Origin of the sequence: Acinetobacter suaedae (genome assembly GCF_008630915.1) — a bacterium.
Taxonomy (GTDB): domain Bacteria; phylum Pseudomonadota; class Gammaproteobacteria; order Pseudomonadales; family Moraxellaceae; genus Acinetobacter; species Acinetobacter suaedae.
The window spans coordinates 2,456,655-2,474,593 of sequence record NZ_CP043909.1 but is presented as its reverse complement, the minus strand read 5'-3'; the positions used below and the strand labels follow the sequence as shown (position 1 = coordinate 2,474,593).

Here is a 17,939-nt window from a genome sequence, read left to right as displayed (position 1 = left end):
TTTATAGAGTAATAAGTCGTGATTCGATTGATGCAGGAAAGTGATTTAGAAAGCGTCTTCACAATTGAGCGTTTAGTGCAAACTCATCCATGGTCGAAGCAGCAATTCCAAGAGTCTTTAGCTTCTTATCAATGTACTGTATATGAACAGGCTGACCAGATAGTCGGATTCTGTATTTTGCAGCCTGTGTTAGATGAAGCAAACTTACTACTGATGGCGATCCATCCAAGTCAGCAGGGTAGAGGTCTTGGATACGAGTTGCTCGATTATTCTATTCAGCACTTAAAGAATGATCCGATTCAGATTTTTTTAGAAGTGCGTGAAAGTAACGCAGCGGCAATTCGTTTGTATGAAAAGTCAGGTTTTCATCAAATTGATTTACGTAAAAACTATTATCCAAATGTCGATGGTTCAAAAGAGCATGCCGTGATTATGGTCAAAACATGCACTGATGATTTTGCGGTGTTATTTAATAATTAAATTGTTCCATTCTGATGGGAGAGTACTCATTAAAGAACTTCCTAGTTGCTGAATTTCATTGCTAGAAAGTGGGCGATTGAGTCGACGCCATTGCCCATCAAGTAATAACTCGAGTGGTGTGTATTGTGATTTATAATTCATCTTGGATGAATGAGGAACCCAGTAACCTAGATAGAGGTAATCGAGATTCAGCGTTTTGACATATTCGATTTGCTTAAGAATCGCAAATACACCCAATGAGCGACGTTGTTCATCTGGATCAAAAAAAGTATAAACTGCAGATAAACCATCATCCATCAAGTCACAGGTTGAAACACCAATTAATTTTTGATCTTTCCAGAGCTCAATGAAGAAGCTTTCTGTGCAGCTGTGCACTAGAAATTTTTCAAATTGATCTAAACTCGCAGGATACATGTCGCCATCAGCATGCCTTTCGTTAATATAACGTTCGTATAAATCATAATGCTGTTGTGTGGCCTGAGATGTTGGCAAAATGCTCATCTGTAAATCTTGATTGCGCTTCCAAGCCTTTTTTTGGCTACTGTTCATTTTAAATTCTTGAATTGGTACGCGACAAGATAAGCATTGGCGGCATAAATGACATTCAGGGCGATAAATAAAATCACCGCTACGGCGAAAACCGACACGTGAAAGTTCTGATAACGTCACCACATCAATGCGGTGAATGGGGTCCAAAAATACCATACGAGCTGATTTGTTATCCAGATAACTACAGTCGTGTGGTGGAGTAATGTAGTACTGTAAGTCATTTAAAAGGGACTTGGGTTGGTATGATTTCATGAATCTGTCCCTCCAAGGTGTTCATCCGTTAACCGTCTAATTTCGCAAAAACTGCTATTGTTTTACTTGAAAATACACGTTCTTGATAACTTTTCCAATTGATAGAGGGGGCAATAATTACATCTTGTAACGATTTTAGATAAGCTTGGCGAGAAATTGTACTGGCACCTAGGCTTAACAAGTGGTCATTGACGAGTTGACAATCTATCCATGGTATTTGATTCTCTTGACCAATCAACATTAAAGTATAAAAAGCCATTTTAGAAACATCTGTTTGAGTGCTAAACATGGACTCGCCAAAGCAACCTTTGCCAATGCTCACACCATATAAACCACCAACAAGTTGCTCTTGCTGCCAAACTTCAACACTATAGGCATAACCTGCAGTGAATAATGCACAATAACCTTGAATAATATCTTCGCTAATCCATGTCTCGTCAGCATAACTTCGTGGCAATGAGCACGAGCGAATAACATCTTCAAAAGCATGATTAATGGTAATTTGATAATCATGCTTTTTCATATTGCGAATGAGCGATTTACTCGGTTTATATGTCTGTGGCTCAATGATGCAACGAGGTTCTGGACTCCACCAACAAATGGGTTCGTCCTCATTAAACCAAGGAAATAAGCCATGTGTATAAGCTTCAAACAAAGTAGCAGGGGAGAGGTCAGCACCAATACAGATTAGGCCTTGGCCATCAGGATCAGCTTCAATAGGGTTTGGAAAGATAAACTCGGATGGGGGAAGTGGTTGCATGATTCAATTAAGTAAATAATGACATGCTTAAACTATCTGAATGGAGCAACGTTGACAATCGCTTAGATTGTCAACGTGGATTGAACAATATGATTAGTTCAAATTGTCTAAATATTTTTCTGCATCCAATGCAGCCATACACCCAGAACCAGCTGAGGTGATCGCTTGACGATAAATACTATCAGCTACATCACCTGCGGCAAAAACACCTTCTACAGAAGCCGCTGTTGCATTGCCTGCTGTACCACTATGTACTTGAATATAACCATCGCGTAAGTTGAGTTGGCCAGCAAACATATCTGTATTTGGTTTATGTCCGATCGCTACAAACAGACCCTGAACTTGGATATCTTGAGTTGTTGCATCTTGAGTCGATTTGATACGAACTGAAGTGACACCTGTATTATCGCCAAGTACTTCATCGACTTGATGGTTCCAAATAATGCTGATTTTGCCTTCTTTTTCTTTGGCAAATAGGTGATCCTGTAAGATCTTTTCAGAACGTAAAGTATCGCGACGGTGTACAAGAGTCACATGTGCAGCGATATTTGAAAGATAAAGTGCCTCTTCAACAGCGGTGTTACCACCACCGACAACCATCACATTTTGGTTTTTATAGAAGAAACCATCACATGTCGCACAAGCACTGACACCTTGCCCCATAAAGGCAGCTTCAGACTCAAGACCTAAATATTGTGCAGTTGCACCTGTTGCAATAATTAGCGCATCGCAAGTGTATTCTTCCATATCGCCTTTTAAAACGAATGGGCGAGTTTTTAGATCCACTTCATTAATATGATCATAGACAATCTCTGTACCAAAACGTTCAGCATGGGCTTGCATACGTTCCATTAATACAGGGCCTGTTAATCCTTCAGGGTCACCTGGCCAGTTATCAACTTCAGTGGTCGTTGTAAGTTGACCACCAAGCTGCAAACCAGCAATCAGGGTTGGTTTTAGGTTAGCACGTGCCGCATAAACAGCTGCACTATAACCTGCAGGACCAGAGCCCAAAATAATTAACCGTGAATGTCGAGCGCTCATTAAAGAACATCCTTTTTATATTGAAACTGCTAAAATTATACGTGAAACCAAAGACGAGTGGGTTAAATCCATCAGGATAATATTGATTAACTTAATCGAATTAGGCTATATCATTCCTGACGAACAAATTATTGCAAAAATACGTGTCGGAAATGTGAATAGCTCCCGATGTTAACAACAACAGTAAATAATCGTGCATCTTTTTTGTAAGAACGAGTGCATAATATTAGACTTATTGATTAGGGTCGCTAAGGCCTTAAGTAATATACCAACAAATAACGAATTGGGTTACAGGACTGTATATGACTGCGGTGTCAAGTGTTTATGCACAACGCTTTTTAATGACATTATTTTTGATTTCTTTTGGCATTTATTTATTTCTTGCCACAGTAACTTATACACCATTTGATCCGGGCTGGATGCATATATCGAGTGATACCCAACATGTTTCAAATGCGAGTGGTGTAGCAGGTGCTTGGATCGCAGATTTGCTCTTTGGCTTTTTAGGCTGGGCAAGTTTGTTACTTCCATTGTTTCTGTTTATAGAAGCGATCCAAGTCTGGTGGCCAAGAAGCTTTTTGAATCGCCCATTTCGTTACGCAGCACAGTTTTTCTTAATTCTGTCGATATCTAGCCTTTTGTATTTACATTGGAATACACCAGCTGACACCTTAGATAATGCCGCTGGAGGTATTATTGGTTATGAGTTAGGGCAAAGTTTGTCGCAAATTTTGACCATCTATGGGGCGACCATTTTTTTATTTGCTTTTAGTGTATTGCTATTAACATTGGCTTTTGGAATCCAATGGGATAAAACTTGGAGCGTCTTGAAAAATACTCCTGTGTATTTACAGGATTTATTTTACCGAAATGTACCTCAAAATGAATCAGCTTATGATCGTACTGAACAGTTGGTTGCAGTTGATAATACTAAAGAAAATAAGCAAGCAGCCAGTTCAGTTGATTCAATTGAATTAGACGTAGATCAAACAAATTTAAATCCTGATGAAGATATTGTTGTCGAAAAATCAATCAAAACGGATGATCGTCATCACCAGCAACTTGCTGAAAGATTATTTGCAGATGTTGCAGCAAAAGAGTTACGAGATAATACTCAATCTAAAGAAATACAAAAACATGATGATTTTGAGCAAACATTGCAACGTGCACATCAATTGGAAACAGAGAGTCAGCGTTTAGTTCAAACAGGTGAAGTGTGGCGTGCATTGCAAAGTGATGATGCCAATCATAAGCAAGAAATTGATGCACTTCTCAGAGCTGCAGAAGATGATATGAATCCTTCTAAAGAGCTCCCATCACAACCACAAACAAGACAGGTGACTCAACAAAACCATCATGACGGATTGGATTGGAATGATGATCAAATTTTTGATGAGTTACTTGCTGCTGTGCCGAATAGTAAAACAGCATCAGATGCGCATACGCCATTTACACAGCAACAAGAAATGCCATCCAATGTGACCTCTCATATTGAAGAGGCAGCATTCGATCGTGAAATCAATGCGTTGATTACTGAGTCAGAGAAGACAAACGTTGTACCATCACATAATTCTCGTGTGCAAAATACAATCCAAGATGACAAACATGCTGCTATGGCAGAGGATTTTGATGATTTTAATGACCTTCTTGTCGATGACGAAAATGAGAAAATCATCTCTCAACCTACAAATTATGCTCAATCATCTGCATTTGTAAAAGCACCGATCGATGTGAATAAACCGAAAGAGGCATTATCTAAAGAAGCATTTATTGAAGCTTGGCAGGAAACTGCGGGTAAAACTGAGTCTGATTTAGATGTCGATATGGATGATGACTTTGATCTCGATGCGCCATTAACAGATGCCTTTGGTCGTCCAATGTCACGTGCGATGCAAGTGGCACAGAAACGACGTGATTTGCCGACTTTACCAGGGTTAGAGTTACTGGATGATGTTGATCCAAATAAAAAAGTGAATTTTACTGCTGAACAGTTGGCCCGATTATCAGAACTTTTAGAGATTAAATTACAAGAATTTAATGTCAAAGCTCAGGTGGTTGAGGCACAACCAGGTCCTGTCGTTACACGTTTTGAACTTGACCTTGCACCAGGTGTTAAGGCATCTAAAGTTACCAATATTTCTCGAGATTTGGCTCGTTCTATGTCGATGGCATCGGTCCGTGTGGTTGAAGTTATCCCAGGTAAACCGTATATCGGAATTGAAGTACCAAATAGTACGCGTGAAATGGTTCGTTTGATTGAACTTTTGGAAACACCGGCTTATCGTGATCCAAATGCTTTGATAAGTATGGCGATGGGTAAAGACATTTCAGGAAATCCGGTACTGACTGATTTAGCAAAAGCACCACATATGTTGGTTGCAGGAACCACAGGTTCTGGTAAATCCGTTGCAGTTAACTCGATGATTTTATCGATGTTATTGAAATATACACCAGACCAACTGCGCTTGATTCTTATCGACCCAAAACAGCTTGAATTAGCCAACTACAACGACATTCCACACTTATTAACGCCTGTTGTAACCGACATGAAAGATGCCGTCAGTGCATTGAATTGGTGTGTAAATGAAATGGAACGTCGTTATAAGTTGATGTCGTTCTTAAAAATTCGTAAATTGAGTGACTATAACCGTAAGGTTGAAGAAGCGATTGCCAATGGTGAGGATTTGATTGATCCGACTTGGAAGCCAAGTGATTCGGCTACCCAAGAACGTGCTCCACGTTTAACACCATTACCATCAATTGTAATTGTTGCCGATGAATTTGCAGATATGATTATGCAGGTTGGTAAAAAGGCTGAAGAAATGATTACCCGTCTTGCACAAAAATCTCGTGCAGCAGGGATTCATTTACTGCTTGCGACTCAGCGACCATCTGTAGACGTGATTACGGGTTTGATTAAGGCGAATATTCCTACGCGTGTTGCCTTACGTGTGAACAGTAAAATTGATTCACGTACGATTTTGGATGCGGGTGGGGCTGAAGACTTGCTTGGGCACGGTGATATGCTGTTCTTGGGACCTGGTAAAATTGAGCCTGAACGTGTTCATGGGGCATTTATTAGTGATGATGAAGTAAACCGTATTTGTGATGCATGGCGTGAGCGTGGCGAGCCAGACTATGTTGATGAAATCTTAACGCCATTTGATGAAGAACCAAGTTCTCGTGGTTTTGAAGATGGGGATAGTGATCCAAACCGAGATGCGCTCTATGATCAGTGTGTTGCTTTTGTGCTTGAAACCCGTAAAGCTTCTACATCGTCTCTACAGCGTAAATTTAGCTTGGGGTATAACCGTGCTGCACGAATCATTGATCAAATGGAAGAGAATGGTATTGTCAGCGCGATGGGTGCAAACGGGAAGCGAGATATTTTAGTATGATTTTATTTTAACGATAATAATCCACTAAGAAAGCCTTAGTTTTGAGGCTTTCTTTTTTATATTTATTTATTTTTATATGGTAAAAATCACATTTTTTATTTAAGCTTGGCCTTTCAAATCTCAACTTTGAGGTGAGCTGTGTTAGTTGCATTAAGTACACTAATTTTTATTCATTTTTGTGCATTAATTACGCCTGGACCAGATTTCTTTTTGGTTTCACAAACTGCAATTAGTCGCTCTCGAAAAGAAGCGGTGTTAGTTGTCTTAGGTATTTGCATGGGAGCAATGCTATGGTCACTGCTAGCACTGATGGGGCTTAATATCATTTTTGAAAAGATGGCTTGGTTAAAACAAGGTCTTTTGATTGCAGGTGGCCTCTATTTGTGTTGGCTTGGGTATCAAATGTTGCGTTCTGCTTTTTCAAAAAGTAATCAAGCCGTAAATCCGATTACCTTACCGCAATCACCTTATCTGTTCTTTATGAAGGGTTTGTTGACTAATCTTTCAAACCCTAAAGCCATTATTTATTTTGGTAGTGTATTTTCTTTATTTTTAACCAATCCTTTATTCGATCAACATCATTCTCTACTTTTTATCATTGTTTCAATTGAGACAGCTTTGTGGTTCATGTTGGTGGCTTTTGTTTTTTCATTACCGGCATTTCGTACCGCGTATCAAAACTTTGCAAAATGGATCGACGGTGTTTCAGGCGGAATTTTCACCTTATTGGGTGTATATTTGATTGGAAGTCGATAATTCTATTAAAAAAAAATGCCTGCATTACGCAGGCATTTTTTTTAAGCGAATTTTGCTAAAACTTCTAGAAATCCATCTTTTTGGCGAGGAAATTGTGCAATCACGTCATGAATGCGTTGTCCTTCAGGGTTGGTCGCATTTAAATCACGGCCATCAGCTAGAAACTGAGTAATTAAACGCTCATAATCATGTGGACGCATATGTTTGAATGCATGATAAAGCACATGAAAGTCAGCATTTACACCTGTTGGAGGAAGTTGGTTAAGGTAGGCAAAAACACGCTCATCTGACCATTCTTCGTTGAAAGTTGCTGGCTGTGATAATGCCATATCAATCTCCTCAGTTTTAAAATAATAAAGGCAAAAACCGAAGGGTATTTTGCCTTTATTTGAAAAAAATCGCTAATGAAAAAACTTCTATCGATCTTCAGGTAAATTGATATTCATTTCTAACATTTCGATATTTGCTTCTGAACGGACTTGCATTTGGATATGTTGTTCGTCCACACCGCGCACATAACGACTAACGACTTGCATGATTTCTTTTTTCATTTGGTCGATTTTGTCTTGGCTTAAACGGCGACCTAAACCTTGTTCAGATGCAACGATCACCTTCAAACGATCTTTGGCAGTTTGTGCACTTGATGGTTTTTCTTCACTGCTAAATAGTTTACTCCAGAATCCTGCCATCATTACGCTCCAAATAGTCTAGCTAACCAACCTTTTGGCTGTACCACAATGTGTCGATATGGACGTTCTTCACCAAGAAAACGTGCCACTAAATCATCATACGCTTGCCCAGCTTTAGTGTCTGAGTAAAGAATAACCGGTTTACCTTCATTTGATGCTTGTAGCACGCTTGGGCACTCCGGAATTACCCCTAAAGTTGGTACACGTAAGATATCTTTAGAAATATCATCTATCGTTAACATTTCTTGTCGATCAGCACGTTCGGGATTGAAACGAGTGATACATAGATGTTTGCGAATACGGCCTTCATTTTGCTCTACCTTTTTGGTCTTACTATCAAGCATACCAATAATACGGTCAGAGTCACGAACAGATGAAATCTCTGGGTTTGTTACGATGATTGCTTCATCAGCGTGATACATCGCTAAAATTGCGCCACGCTCAATACCCGCTGGTGAATCACAGATGATGTAATCAAATTCTTGAGAGAGTTCATCGATTACACGTGCTACGCCTTCATCACTTAAGGCATCTTTGTCACGAGTTTGTGATGCAGGTAAGATATATAAATTCTCAATTTCTTTATCACGTATAAGTGCTTGTTGTAAGCGTGCTTCATTATTGATGACATTCACAAAATCATAAACTACGCGGCGTTCGCAGCCCATGATCAAATCAAGATTACGTAGACCTACATCGAAATCAATTACAACAGTTTTATGACCACGTAGGGCTAAACCTGTTGCAAAAGATGCACTTGTTGTAGTTTTACCTACACCACCTTTGCCTGACGTTACGACAACAATTTTGGCCACCGAATCCACTCCTATTTATGGTCATACACCCCTGAAAGGGCTTTTTTGGTGTTTATAAATTAAAACTGCAAGGCTTCAAATTCAAGTTCTTGCTTGTTATTTAAATAAATATGTACTGGCTTTTGAATCATATCTTTCGGTATGTCATCAGCTACACAATAGGTTCCAGCAATAGAGACTAGCTCTGCTTCAAGTGAATTGCAAAAAATGCGTGCTGATGTATGTCCGCCTGCACCTGCAATGACTCTACCACGAGCATTGCCATAAATGTGAATATTTCCAGATGCAATGACTTCCGAGCCACTGTTCATACCCGCATTTAAGATAATATCGCCTTGATCTTGTACTAAACATTGTCCAGTACGCAAAATCTCATCATGATAAGAGGTGATATGCGTACTCGCTGTATTTTTTTGTGGTGTTTGTATTGCAGAACTATTGGCTTGATCTTTGGCTTCATGTGCAATGACTTGCTCTTTTGATGCTTTGATCCGTTGCAAAGGTTGGTCTGCAGGTAAAACAGGGAATTGGATTGCACGCGCTTCGTCACCTAAAATACCATCAATTACAGCCATTGGTTGCAAACCAAGATCAATCAAGAGCTGAATCAGAGCGATTAACTCTTGCTCGACGGTACTGTCTATAATGACTAAAGTTCCTAAATAGGAACCTTCATTTAATGTGCTTGTTAATTGCTGTCGGATCGCATTGTGGTCATTTGTGTCGAATACCAATCGACTAAAATTCACCATTCTGCCCGTAATCCGTATATCAGCCATAATGTATCCTTCAGGGCTTTAAGCACTCTAGTGTGTTATAAATAAAAGCAAATGCTAGAACAAATTACATCAATTCTCTAGCGTGATTGGTAAATTTTCTTGTAATCATTCCGCTTTTTTGTGCAATTGATCATTTTCGGAGAGCATTTCTTGCCATTGTTTTACTCGAACTTGTTTTTGTATCGCATCAATACTTTCAAACACCACTGATTTCACAAGTTCTTCTAAATATTGATTGTCAATATTGATCTCACTGACTTTTTCTGCGATTAGTTGAAAATTTTCATTAGGTTGTTGCGGCGTGCCTGCGGTAAAAGGTTCGATTAAACCTGCACTGATATTTTCTCCTAAACGCTGTCCGATACTTTGAATCTGTTGCTCAATCCGTCCACCGACGATTGGGATAAGTCGTAATAGCTGTGTTAATTCAGGTGTGTCCTCAATGGCTTGATTCACAATTTCACCGACTTTCTTCGTGATTAAGGGTTGCTGCTGTTGGAGTGCCGTTGCTAATGATTCTTGTAATAATGAGGACAGTGTGATGACAAAGAGTTGCCGATGATGATCCACTAGATCATGAATCGTTTTTTGATGGCTACTATTGGTTTTTAGTTCATGTTTCAAACCATCTAAGACTGTAATGACCACGCGATCAGACAGTTCTTCCATTACGACACGATAATAGAATAAAAGTGTCCGTTGGATTTTTTCTGGAATCACTTGATAACCCATTTCATATAAGCGATAGGCAATAATCCCTGCACGAAATAGGCGTAAAAAACGTAAGAAGGGGATAATGGCTAAAATTTCATAGAAATGAATAAATGGAAACCACCACCAACGTGCATGGTGCTTATATATTATTGCGACAATCCAACGAACCACTAACTCAGCGATGAGAAAAATAATAAACCAAGCTTCGGTGGTAATCACCCATGGATGTAGATAGGTCCGGTAGAACTCAAGGACATTAAGGAGATGGATTTGTTGGAATAACCATTCTCCTAATGAACTCATTAAAAAAAGGTTCATCCCTAAGCAGAATAAGTTAAACACAATAATAAACACCATAAAGATGTCATAGATCAGAAACAATCGGAAAGCCCAACTGTTTTGATCAACACGATGGTATTTAGACTTGGGTTTTGTATTCTGTTGAACCATCTTTTACTCAACCTGTGATGCTGCGGAGTATTTTGCTTTCATTTCACTAATGAGTTGGTCTTTTTCTGTCCATATTTGGTCAACCCATTTTTGGAAACGTTCGCGGTATTGGGGATCATCTTCGTAATCACCGCCGATTACCCATTGAGGAATTTCAATTTTACGAATATCTACAGCAATACGGGAAACATCACCTAACCAAAAATCACTATATTCAGGTGCACCATCTGGATAAACAATAGTCATATCGACGAATGCATCAATTTGATCACCTAAGATATTTAAAGCAAGTGCCAAACCACCAGCTTTAGGTTTGAGTAGGTTTTTATATTTGGATTGTTGTTTATCGTGCTTTTCAGGTGTAAATCGCGTGCCTTCTAAATAGTTGAGTAGGGTAAAAGGCTGACTTAATAGCTGTTCACAAGCTTTACGTGCTTCGAGCATATCTCTCGATTTTAGTTCAGGATTTTTTGCGATTTGCTCTTTGGTATGACGTTTCATCATTGGGAAGCCTAGAATTTTAAAAGCTTGACCAACGAAAGGAATGAAAATGAGTTCCCATTTTGTGAAGAAGCGTGTTAGGGGCATACGAGTTAAACCAAAATATTGATTCACTGTTGTATCAACCCAGCTTTGATGATTACAAACCATCAAGTAACGTCCTTGTAAATTAAGGTCTAGGTTTTCATCTATACTGATATCCCAATGTAAATCAGGTAATACATTGTCAATTAACCAATTATTTACACCTAACCAGCTATTGGTAATTTGGATATTGGTTTCATCGACTTTTGCTGACTTCTTAAACAATTTTGTCAAACCTAAAGCAAGTACAGGTGGACCATGTAAGAAAGTGCTTCCTGTGATGACTGAGCCAACAGTTAATCCCTTACCAATTTTTTGCAAAAAGGATGCTTTTTTATTTGCGGTAGACATAAATCGAACCTTGAGTGCAGCTGTTTTTAAAATGAGATGTTCCAACTATAAACAACAGAAATTGAAATACAACCGTATATTTGACGAACTGATAATTTTTATCTCTTGTGTTGAGCATTAGATATATGAAGCATAGAAAAATGTGTGAACGATTGAAATATCAATGCATCAGAAGTTATACAATTGTATGGCAGCAATTTGTTAGGCTTTAAACAGATGGGTAAAAGAGAATAACAATGGAGAAAATGTGATGCTTTATGCAAGTAAAATGCATCAAAGTATTACAAAAATATAAATAAACCGTTTATTATTAACAAAATATCAATGGTGTGCTTTTATTTTTTGATTCATCATTTACCAAGACAACAAAATACATAGACAGGAGCTACGCAATGCGTGCATTAATGATTTCAACACTCGTAGGGGCTGGATTGGTTCTTTCTGGTTGCCAAACTACAGGTAATAATATTGGCGGCGTAGAATATGATAAAGCTGCTTTAGGCGCATTGATTGGTGCTGCTGCAGGTTACGGTGTTTCTAAAGGAAATGCGAATACCAGTAAACAAAATAACCGTGCTGCTGCAATTGGTGCAGTTTTAGGTGGCGCAGGTGGTTTATATCTTGACAATAAAGAGAAAAAACTTCGCCAACAAATGCAGGGTACTGGTGTAGATGTAGGTCGTAATCCAGATGGTTCTGTTCAATTGATTATGCCAGGTAGCATCACTTTTGATACGAATAAATCAAACATCAAACCTAACTTCTACGCAACTTTAAATAAAGTAGCGCAAGTTTTAGGTGAAGATAACCAAAGCGCGATTTTAGTGACTGGTTATACAGACAACACTGGTAATGATTCAATCAACATTCCTTTGTCTCAAGCACGTGCACAATCAGTTAAGAACTATTTAACTGGTCAAGGTATTGCAGGTAGCCGTATTGATGCACAAGGTTATGGTTCATCAAACCCAATTGCAGATAATAGTACTGCTGCTGGTCGTGAACAAAACCGTCGTGTTGAAATCAGTATTTATGCGAAACAATAATTTGTTTTGACTAATTAAAAACCACCTTCGGGTGGTTTTTTTATGCGGAAAAAAATCATAGCGACAAGCTATGGCGTAATCGTGGCTATGACTCATCATAATTTATACATATCCCAAGATTTATTATTGGGATTATAAAAAAGAGATGACTATAATTGTGCTCGGAAAATCAGGCTCGGAAACGAGAGAGGAATTACAAGATGTCATCTGCCAGTCAATTGAATGACAAGCAACTTGAAGCCATGAAGTATGTTCAGGGGCCATTGTTGGTGCTTGCAGGTGCAGGTTCGGGTAAAACTTCAGTGATTACACGAAAAATTGCTTTTTTAGTACAACAGTGTGGGATCCCAGCGTATCGTATTACTGCGATGACATTTACTAATAAAGCTGCACGTGAAATGAAAGAGCGTGTGGGTAAATTACTGTCACGTGAAGAAGCCAAAGGGCTATCAGTTTCGACTTTCCATACTTTTGGCTTGAATTTATTACGTTTAGAGCTAAAAAACTTACCGCTTAAAGCTAATTTTTCTATTTTAGATGCAGATGATTGCAAACGTATTCTGATGGACTTGATGCAACGAGATAATATGTCAGGTGCAGAAAGTAAAGAATTGATTGCAAAGGCCATGAAGAAAATTTCAGATTGGAAAAATGATCTGATCTTACCAGAGCAAGCACATTCAACTTGTGAAACTGTAGAAGATGTACAGCTTGCTCATTTATATCAGTTATATGAGCGCAATCTACGTGCTTACAATGCTGTTGATTTCGATGATTTGATTGTGATGCCAACACGTTTACTTCAAGAAAATGCTGAAGTTCGTGATAAATGGCAAAATCGCGTTCGTTACTTGCTGGTCGATGAATATCAAGATACCAATACTGCCCAATATACCTTAGTGAAGCTTTTAGTCGGTGTCATGGGGCAGTTCACTGCGGTAGGCGATGATGACCAGTCCATTTATGCGTGGCGTGGTGCAAAACCTGAAAATATGGCGTTATTGAAAGATGATTTCCATAATTTAAAAGTCATTAAGCTTGAGCAAAACTATCGCTCAACCAGTCGTATCTTAAAGGCTGCCAATGCTGTAATCGAAAACAATCCTCACATATTTGATAAAAAATTGTGGAGTGATAAAGGCCATGGCGAAAATATTCGTGTCATCACTTGTTTGAATGATGATGATGAAGCAGAGCGTGTTGTGAAAGATTTGATCACGCATAAGTTGATGAATGGCAAAAGCTGGAAAGATTATGCTGTGCTTTATCGAGGTAATTTCCAAGCACGTGTGATTGAAACCCAACTACGTCAAATGCAAATCCCATATAAATTGTCTGGTGGTCAATCATTCTTCGCCCGAGCAGAAATTAAAGATGTAATGAGCTATTTGCGCTTAATCATCAACCCTGAAGATGATAGTGCATTTTTACGTATCATCAATACGCCAAAACGCGCGATTGGACCAGTGACTTTAGAGAAGCTTGGATTATTTGCGCAAGAAAATACCTTATCCTTATTAACGGCTTCATCAGACCAGCGTTTATCGATGGTCTTACCAAAGAAAGCTGCAACACAGCTTCATGAGTTTGCTGATTTTATTGCAACTTTTACCCGTGAACTTCTCGATGATGATGAGCCTGTTCCTAAAGTTCGTCAGATGATCAATGAAGCTGGCTATATTGATTACGTTCGTGAGCAGGCGGCGACCCCTGCACAAGAAAAAACCAAAATCGACAATATTGAAAGTCTCTATACCAGTATTCAAAATTTGATTAATCGTACTGATGATGTAGATGAGAAAAACATCGAGAGTGTGATTCGGAAACTGGTGTTGCTCGATATGTTGGAGCAACAGCAGGAAGAGGAAGATACCGATAAGGTCAATTTGTTGACGCTTCATGCAGCAAAAGGTCTGGAATTTCCATATGTTTATATGATCGGTTTAGAAGAAGAGCTGCTACCGCATAAGAACTCGATTGCTTCAGAAACCATCGAAGAAGAGCGCCGTTTGATGTACGTAGGGATTACCCGTGCCCGTCAAGGCTTAACCTTGACCTTAGCAGAGCAACGTAAAAATGGTGGTCAAATGCGTCAAATGACGCCAAGTCGTTTCTTGGATGAATTGCCCCAAGATGATTTGGAATGGCATGGGCGTAAAAAGAAACTTGCTCCGAATGTAGATCCAAAAGAGCAAGCACAGCAGTATCTTGCTAACTTAAAAGCTTTATTGAAACGTTAGAAAATTGTAAATAGGAAGTCGGAATGAAAGTCCAAGTTAAAGTATTAGATGCACGTTTAGGTCAAGAATGGGCAATGCCTGCATACGCAACTCATGGTTCAGCAGGTTTAGATTTACGTGCATGTTTGGATGAAGCGATTGAGATTGCTGCAGGTGAAACTGTATTAGTTAAAACGGGATTAGCGATTTATATCGAAGACCCTAATTTTGCAGGGTTGATTTTGCCTCGTTCAGGCTTGGGTCATAAGCACGGTATTGTTTTAGGAAATTTGGTTGGTTTAATTGACTCTGACTATCAAGGAGAATTGATGGTATCTGTTTGGAATCGTGGACAGGCGACTTTCCGTTTAGAGCCAGGTGAACGTTTAGCGCAATACGTGCTCGTTCCAGTCGTACAGGCTGAATTTGAACAAGTGAATGAATTTGTCGCGACTGAACGTGGAGCAGGTGGATTTGGCCATACTGGTCAGCAATAATTTTAATCTTTGTTAAATTATTTAATGCAATGTTCTGTGACGGGGCGTTGCATTTCTTATATTGATTGTTCCTGTGATTTATATTACAAAGCAGCTGACCGACTATTTTAATTTTTCTCAACAAGGGTTAGCAAATTTCTTAATAGTATTTTGTTTCTGCAATAATTTTGATATATAAAAATAGGGGCTTATTGTGAACATAAAACATAAATTTCCTCTGAATATTTTTCGTGCTTATGATATCCGTGGAAAATTGACTAATCTCACACCAGCGATTATTCGTTCAATCGCTGTGGCTTTGGCAGCCCAATACGTTGAAGCAGGGCAAAAACAAATCGTAATAGGGTACGATGCGCGTTTAACTAGTCCAACATATGCCAATATTATTCAACAGATATTTGAGCATCAGGGATTGGAAGTCATTAACATCGGGTGTTGTTCAACACCGATGATGTACTATATCGCACGAGATTATGCTGGTAATGGCATTATGGTGACAGCCAGTCATAATCCTAAGTCTGACAATGGAATTAAATGGATTTTAAAAGGCGAGCCACCAAGTCCTGAAGCGATACAGCAGGTTGGCTTATATGCTGAAGGTTTCACTGATCAAGTAATCGAACTCCCAAATTTAGACCATTTCCATAAAATCATTCCCCAGTATTGTTTAAAGTATCAGCAAGCTTTGCTCAGCGATATTCAGTTATCTCAGCCTTTGAAAGTTGTTTTAGATGGTTTACATGGCTCCGCTGGTCGCTGTGCAAAGTCTGTTTTAGAGAAGTTGGGATGTGACGTTATCGCATTGCGTTGTGAGGCGAACGGACACTTTCCTGATCATGCACCAGATCCATCACATGCTGAACATTTAAAACACTTACAGCAGGCTATTATTTCTGAAAAAGCGGATATAGGGATTGCTTTGGATGGTGATGGCGATCGTGTGGTTTTGCTCGATGAGCAAGCACATATTATTAGTCCGGATCGTCTATTATCATTATTTGCACAGATGTGTTTACAGCAGCATCCACATAAAGAAATTGTCTTTGATGTTAAGTGTTCGCGAATGGTGGCAGATACTGTGGAGCAACTCAACGGAAAAGCTAAAATGATTCGTACAGGCAGCAGTTTCTTGCGCTCGTATTTATCACAATCGAATGGCCGAGCAGTATTTGGTGGGGAATATGCAGGTCATTATGTTTTTAATGATGGTCGTGGTTTTGGTTATGATGATGGTTTATACGCAGCACTGCGCGTGATGGAATATCTCACTCAATCTGAGGCAACAAGTTTATCTGAGTTATTTACCGCTTTCCCTGAGCGTTACTGTACAGAAGACATATATATCAGCACCCACGATGCTTCACCACAGCAAGTTTTAAATAATATTGAGATTATCAGTCATCGTTTGGCAGCACGATTAAGTAAAATTGATGGGGTAAGACTTGATTTTGACGATGGTTTTGGCATTATTCGAGCATCTAATACCGGTGAATACTTTACCGTCCGTTTTGATGCAGATAATCCAGATCGGTTAGTTGAAATTCGCCAGAAGTTTATTTCTATGTTGCAGGATCAATATCCACAAATTGCACAAGAACTTGCACAGTCTTAAGAAGGAGAGATTCATGCCACATGAGCATATCGGCATTGATAAAGCAAAAATTTTGATTGAAGCTTTGCCGTATATCCAACGCTTTGCTGGTAAAACGTTGGTCGTTAAATATGGTGGTAATGCCATGACTGATCCAGAGTTGGAAAGTTCATTTGCTCGTGACATTGTGTTGTTGAAAACAGTTGGATTAAATCCAATTGTTGTGCATGGTGGTGGACCTCAAGTTGACTCGCTACTAAAGCGTCTAGGGCAAGAGTCTGATCGTATTGATGGAATGCGTGTGACTGACCAAGCAACGATGGAAGTCGTTGAAATGGTATTGGGTGGTAGCGTAAATAAATCGATTGTCAATTTGATTAATCAGCACGGTGGTCGTGCGATTGGTTTGACTGGTAAAGATGGTAATTTATTACGTGCCCGTAAATTATTGATGGAAAAACAAGAAGCTGATGGCTCAACATCTCAAATTGATTTAGGGATGGTGGGGGAGGTCACTGGTGTAAAAACAGATGTGTTAGAGATGTTTACGCAAGGTGATTTTATTCCAGTGATTGCACCTTTAGGTGTGGATGAAGAAGGCAATACCTACAATATCAATGCTGATCTTGTTGCGGGTAAGGTAGCTGAAGCGCTGAGTGCAGAAAAGCTGATTTTATTGACCAATATCACAGGGGTATTGGATGAAAATAAAAACTTATTAACTGGATTGACTACGCAAGAAGTTGATCGCCTGATAGAAACAGGTGTGATTTATGGTGGTATGATCCCTAAAGTCGGCTGTGCTTTAGATGCAGTTAAAGGTGGTGTTGTGAGTGCTCATATTGTAGATGGACGTGTACCGCATGCAACGCTTTTGGAGATCTTTACAGATCATGGGGTCGGGACTTTGATTACTAATCGGGCGAAACACTAAAATACCATATAAAAAAATAAGACCTGCTAT

At 39.1% G+C, this 17,939-nt stretch carries 17 protein-coding genes; 8 read left to right on the top strand and 9 right to left on the bottom strand.

Translation table 11 applies throughout. The features are described 5' to 3' along the window. Positions 1-18: 18 nt before the first annotated feature. A complete protein-coding gene (gene rimI, locus F2A31_RS11415; RefSeq protein WP_215899254.1) occupies positions 19-480 on the top strand; it encodes a ribosomal protein S18-alanine N-acetyltransferase in 462 nt (153 codons plus the stop codon). Here rimI and F2A31_RS11410 read toward each other — a convergent pair. From F2A31_RS11410 to trxB, 3 genes are all read right to left on the bottom strand, one after another. Next, entirely contained in the window at positions 466-1,281 is an 816-nt protein-coding gene (locus tag F2A31_RS11410; RefSeq protein WP_150026481.1) for an arginyltransferase, read from the bottom strand. The two genes, rimI and F2A31_RS11410, sit on opposite strands and share 15 nt — an antisense overlap. A gap of 28 nt (positions 1,282-1,309) precedes the next feature. Then, positions 1,310-2,041, bottom strand: a complete 732-nt coding sequence (gene aat, locus F2A31_RS11405; RefSeq protein WP_150026480.1) for a leucyl/phenylalanyl-tRNA--protein transferase — start codon at positions 2,039-2,041, stop codon at positions 1,310-1,312. A 93-nt stretch (positions 2,042-2,134) separates the two neighbouring features. Further along, positions 2,135-3,085: a thioredoxin-disulfide reductase gene (gene trxB, locus F2A31_RS11400; RefSeq protein WP_150026479.1), complete on the bottom strand. Its 951-nt coding sequence runs from the start codon at positions 3,083-3,085 to the stop codon at positions 2,135-2,137. A 302-nt stretch (positions 3,086-3,387) separates the two neighbouring features. Between trxB and F2A31_RS11395 the strand changes: the two genes are divergently transcribed. Both F2A31_RS11395 and rhtC read left to right on the top strand, forming a co-directional pair. Beyond that, a complete protein-coding gene (locus F2A31_RS11395; protein WP_150026478.1) occupies positions 3,388-6,483 on the top strand; it encodes a DNA translocase FtsK in 3,096 nt (1,031 codons plus the stop codon). A gap of 138 nt (positions 6,484-6,621) precedes the next feature. After that, positions 6,622-7,239: a threonine export protein RhtC gene (gene rhtC, locus F2A31_RS11390; RefSeq protein WP_150026477.1), complete on the top strand. Its 618-nt coding sequence runs from the start codon at positions 6,622-6,624 to the stop codon at positions 7,237-7,239. 41 nt (positions 7,240-7,280) lie between these two features. On the opposite strand, the gene F2A31_RS11385 is transcribed toward rhtC, so the two are convergent. The 6 genes from F2A31_RS11385 to F2A31_RS11360 form a co-directional block, all read right to left on the bottom strand. Beyond that, the gene (locus tag F2A31_RS11385) at positions 7,281-7,568 is read right to left on the bottom strand and encodes a PA4642 family protein (RefSeq protein WP_150026476.1); all 288 of its coding nucleotides are present in this window, start codon (positions 7,566-7,568) and stop codon (positions 7,281-7,283) included. 87 nt (positions 7,569-7,655) lie between these two features. Next, the gene (gene minE / locus F2A31_RS11380; RefSeq protein WP_150026475.1) at positions 7,656-7,928 is read right to left on the bottom strand and encodes a cell division topological specificity factor MinE; all 273 of its coding nucleotides are present in this window, start codon (positions 7,926-7,928) and stop codon (positions 7,656-7,658) included. Between the two features lie 2 nt (positions 7,929-7,930). Next, entirely contained in the window at positions 7,931-8,743 is an 813-nt protein-coding gene (gene minD / locus F2A31_RS11375) for a septum site-determining protein MinD (RefSeq protein ID WP_150026474.1), read from the bottom strand. Positions 8,744-8,802: 59 nt separating this feature from the next. Then, positions 8,803-9,522, bottom strand: a complete 720-nt coding sequence (gene minC / locus F2A31_RS11370) for a septum site-determining protein MinC (RefSeq protein ID WP_150026473.1) — start codon at positions 9,520-9,522, stop codon at positions 8,803-8,805. 105 nt (positions 9,523-9,627) lie between these two features. After that, a complete protein-coding gene (locus F2A31_RS11365) occupies positions 9,628-10,686 on the bottom strand; it encodes a preprotein translocase subunit SecA (protein WP_150026472.1) in 1,059 nt (352 codons plus the stop codon). 3 nt (positions 10,687-10,689) lie between these two features. Then, positions 10,690-11,622, bottom strand: a complete 933-nt coding sequence (locus tag F2A31_RS11360; protein ID WP_150026471.1) for an acyltransferase — start codon at positions 11,620-11,622, stop codon at positions 10,690-10,692. Between the two features lie 392 nt (positions 11,623-12,014). Here F2A31_RS11360 and F2A31_RS11355 point away from each other — a divergent pair, with 392 nt between their 5' ends. The 5 genes from F2A31_RS11355 to argB all read left to right on the top strand — a co-directional run bounded on the left by F2A31_RS11355 (position 12,015) and on the right by argB (position 17,909). Next, positions 12,015-12,668: an OmpA family protein gene (locus F2A31_RS11355; RefSeq protein ID WP_150026470.1), complete on the top strand. Its 654-nt coding sequence runs from the start codon at positions 12,015-12,017 to the stop codon at positions 12,666-12,668. 200 nt (positions 12,669-12,868) lie between these two features. Continuing rightward, the gene (gene rep / locus F2A31_RS11350) at positions 12,869-14,908 is read left to right on the top strand and encodes a DNA helicase Rep (RefSeq protein ID WP_150026469.1); all 2,040 of its coding nucleotides are present in this window, start codon (positions 12,869-12,871) and stop codon (positions 14,906-14,908) included. Between the two features lie 23 nt (positions 14,909-14,931). Then, positions 14,932-15,384: a dUTP diphosphatase gene (gene dut, locus F2A31_RS11345; RefSeq protein WP_150026468.1), complete on the top strand. Its 453-nt coding sequence runs from the start codon at positions 14,932-14,934 to the stop codon at positions 15,382-15,384. 193 nt (positions 15,385-15,577) lie between these two features. Further along, positions 15,578-16,996, top strand: a complete 1,419-nt coding sequence (locus F2A31_RS11340; RefSeq protein ID WP_150026467.1) for a phosphomannomutase/phosphoglucomutase — start codon at positions 15,578-15,580, stop codon at positions 16,994-16,996. A gap of 13 nt (positions 16,997-17,009) precedes the next feature. Beyond that, positions 17,010-17,909 (top strand): acetylglutamate kinase, encoded by a 900-nt coding sequence (gene argB, locus F2A31_RS11335; protein ID WP_150026466.1) that lies wholly within the window; start codon positions 17,010-17,012, stop codon positions 17,907-17,909. Positions 17,910-17,939: the final 30 nt, after the last annotated feature.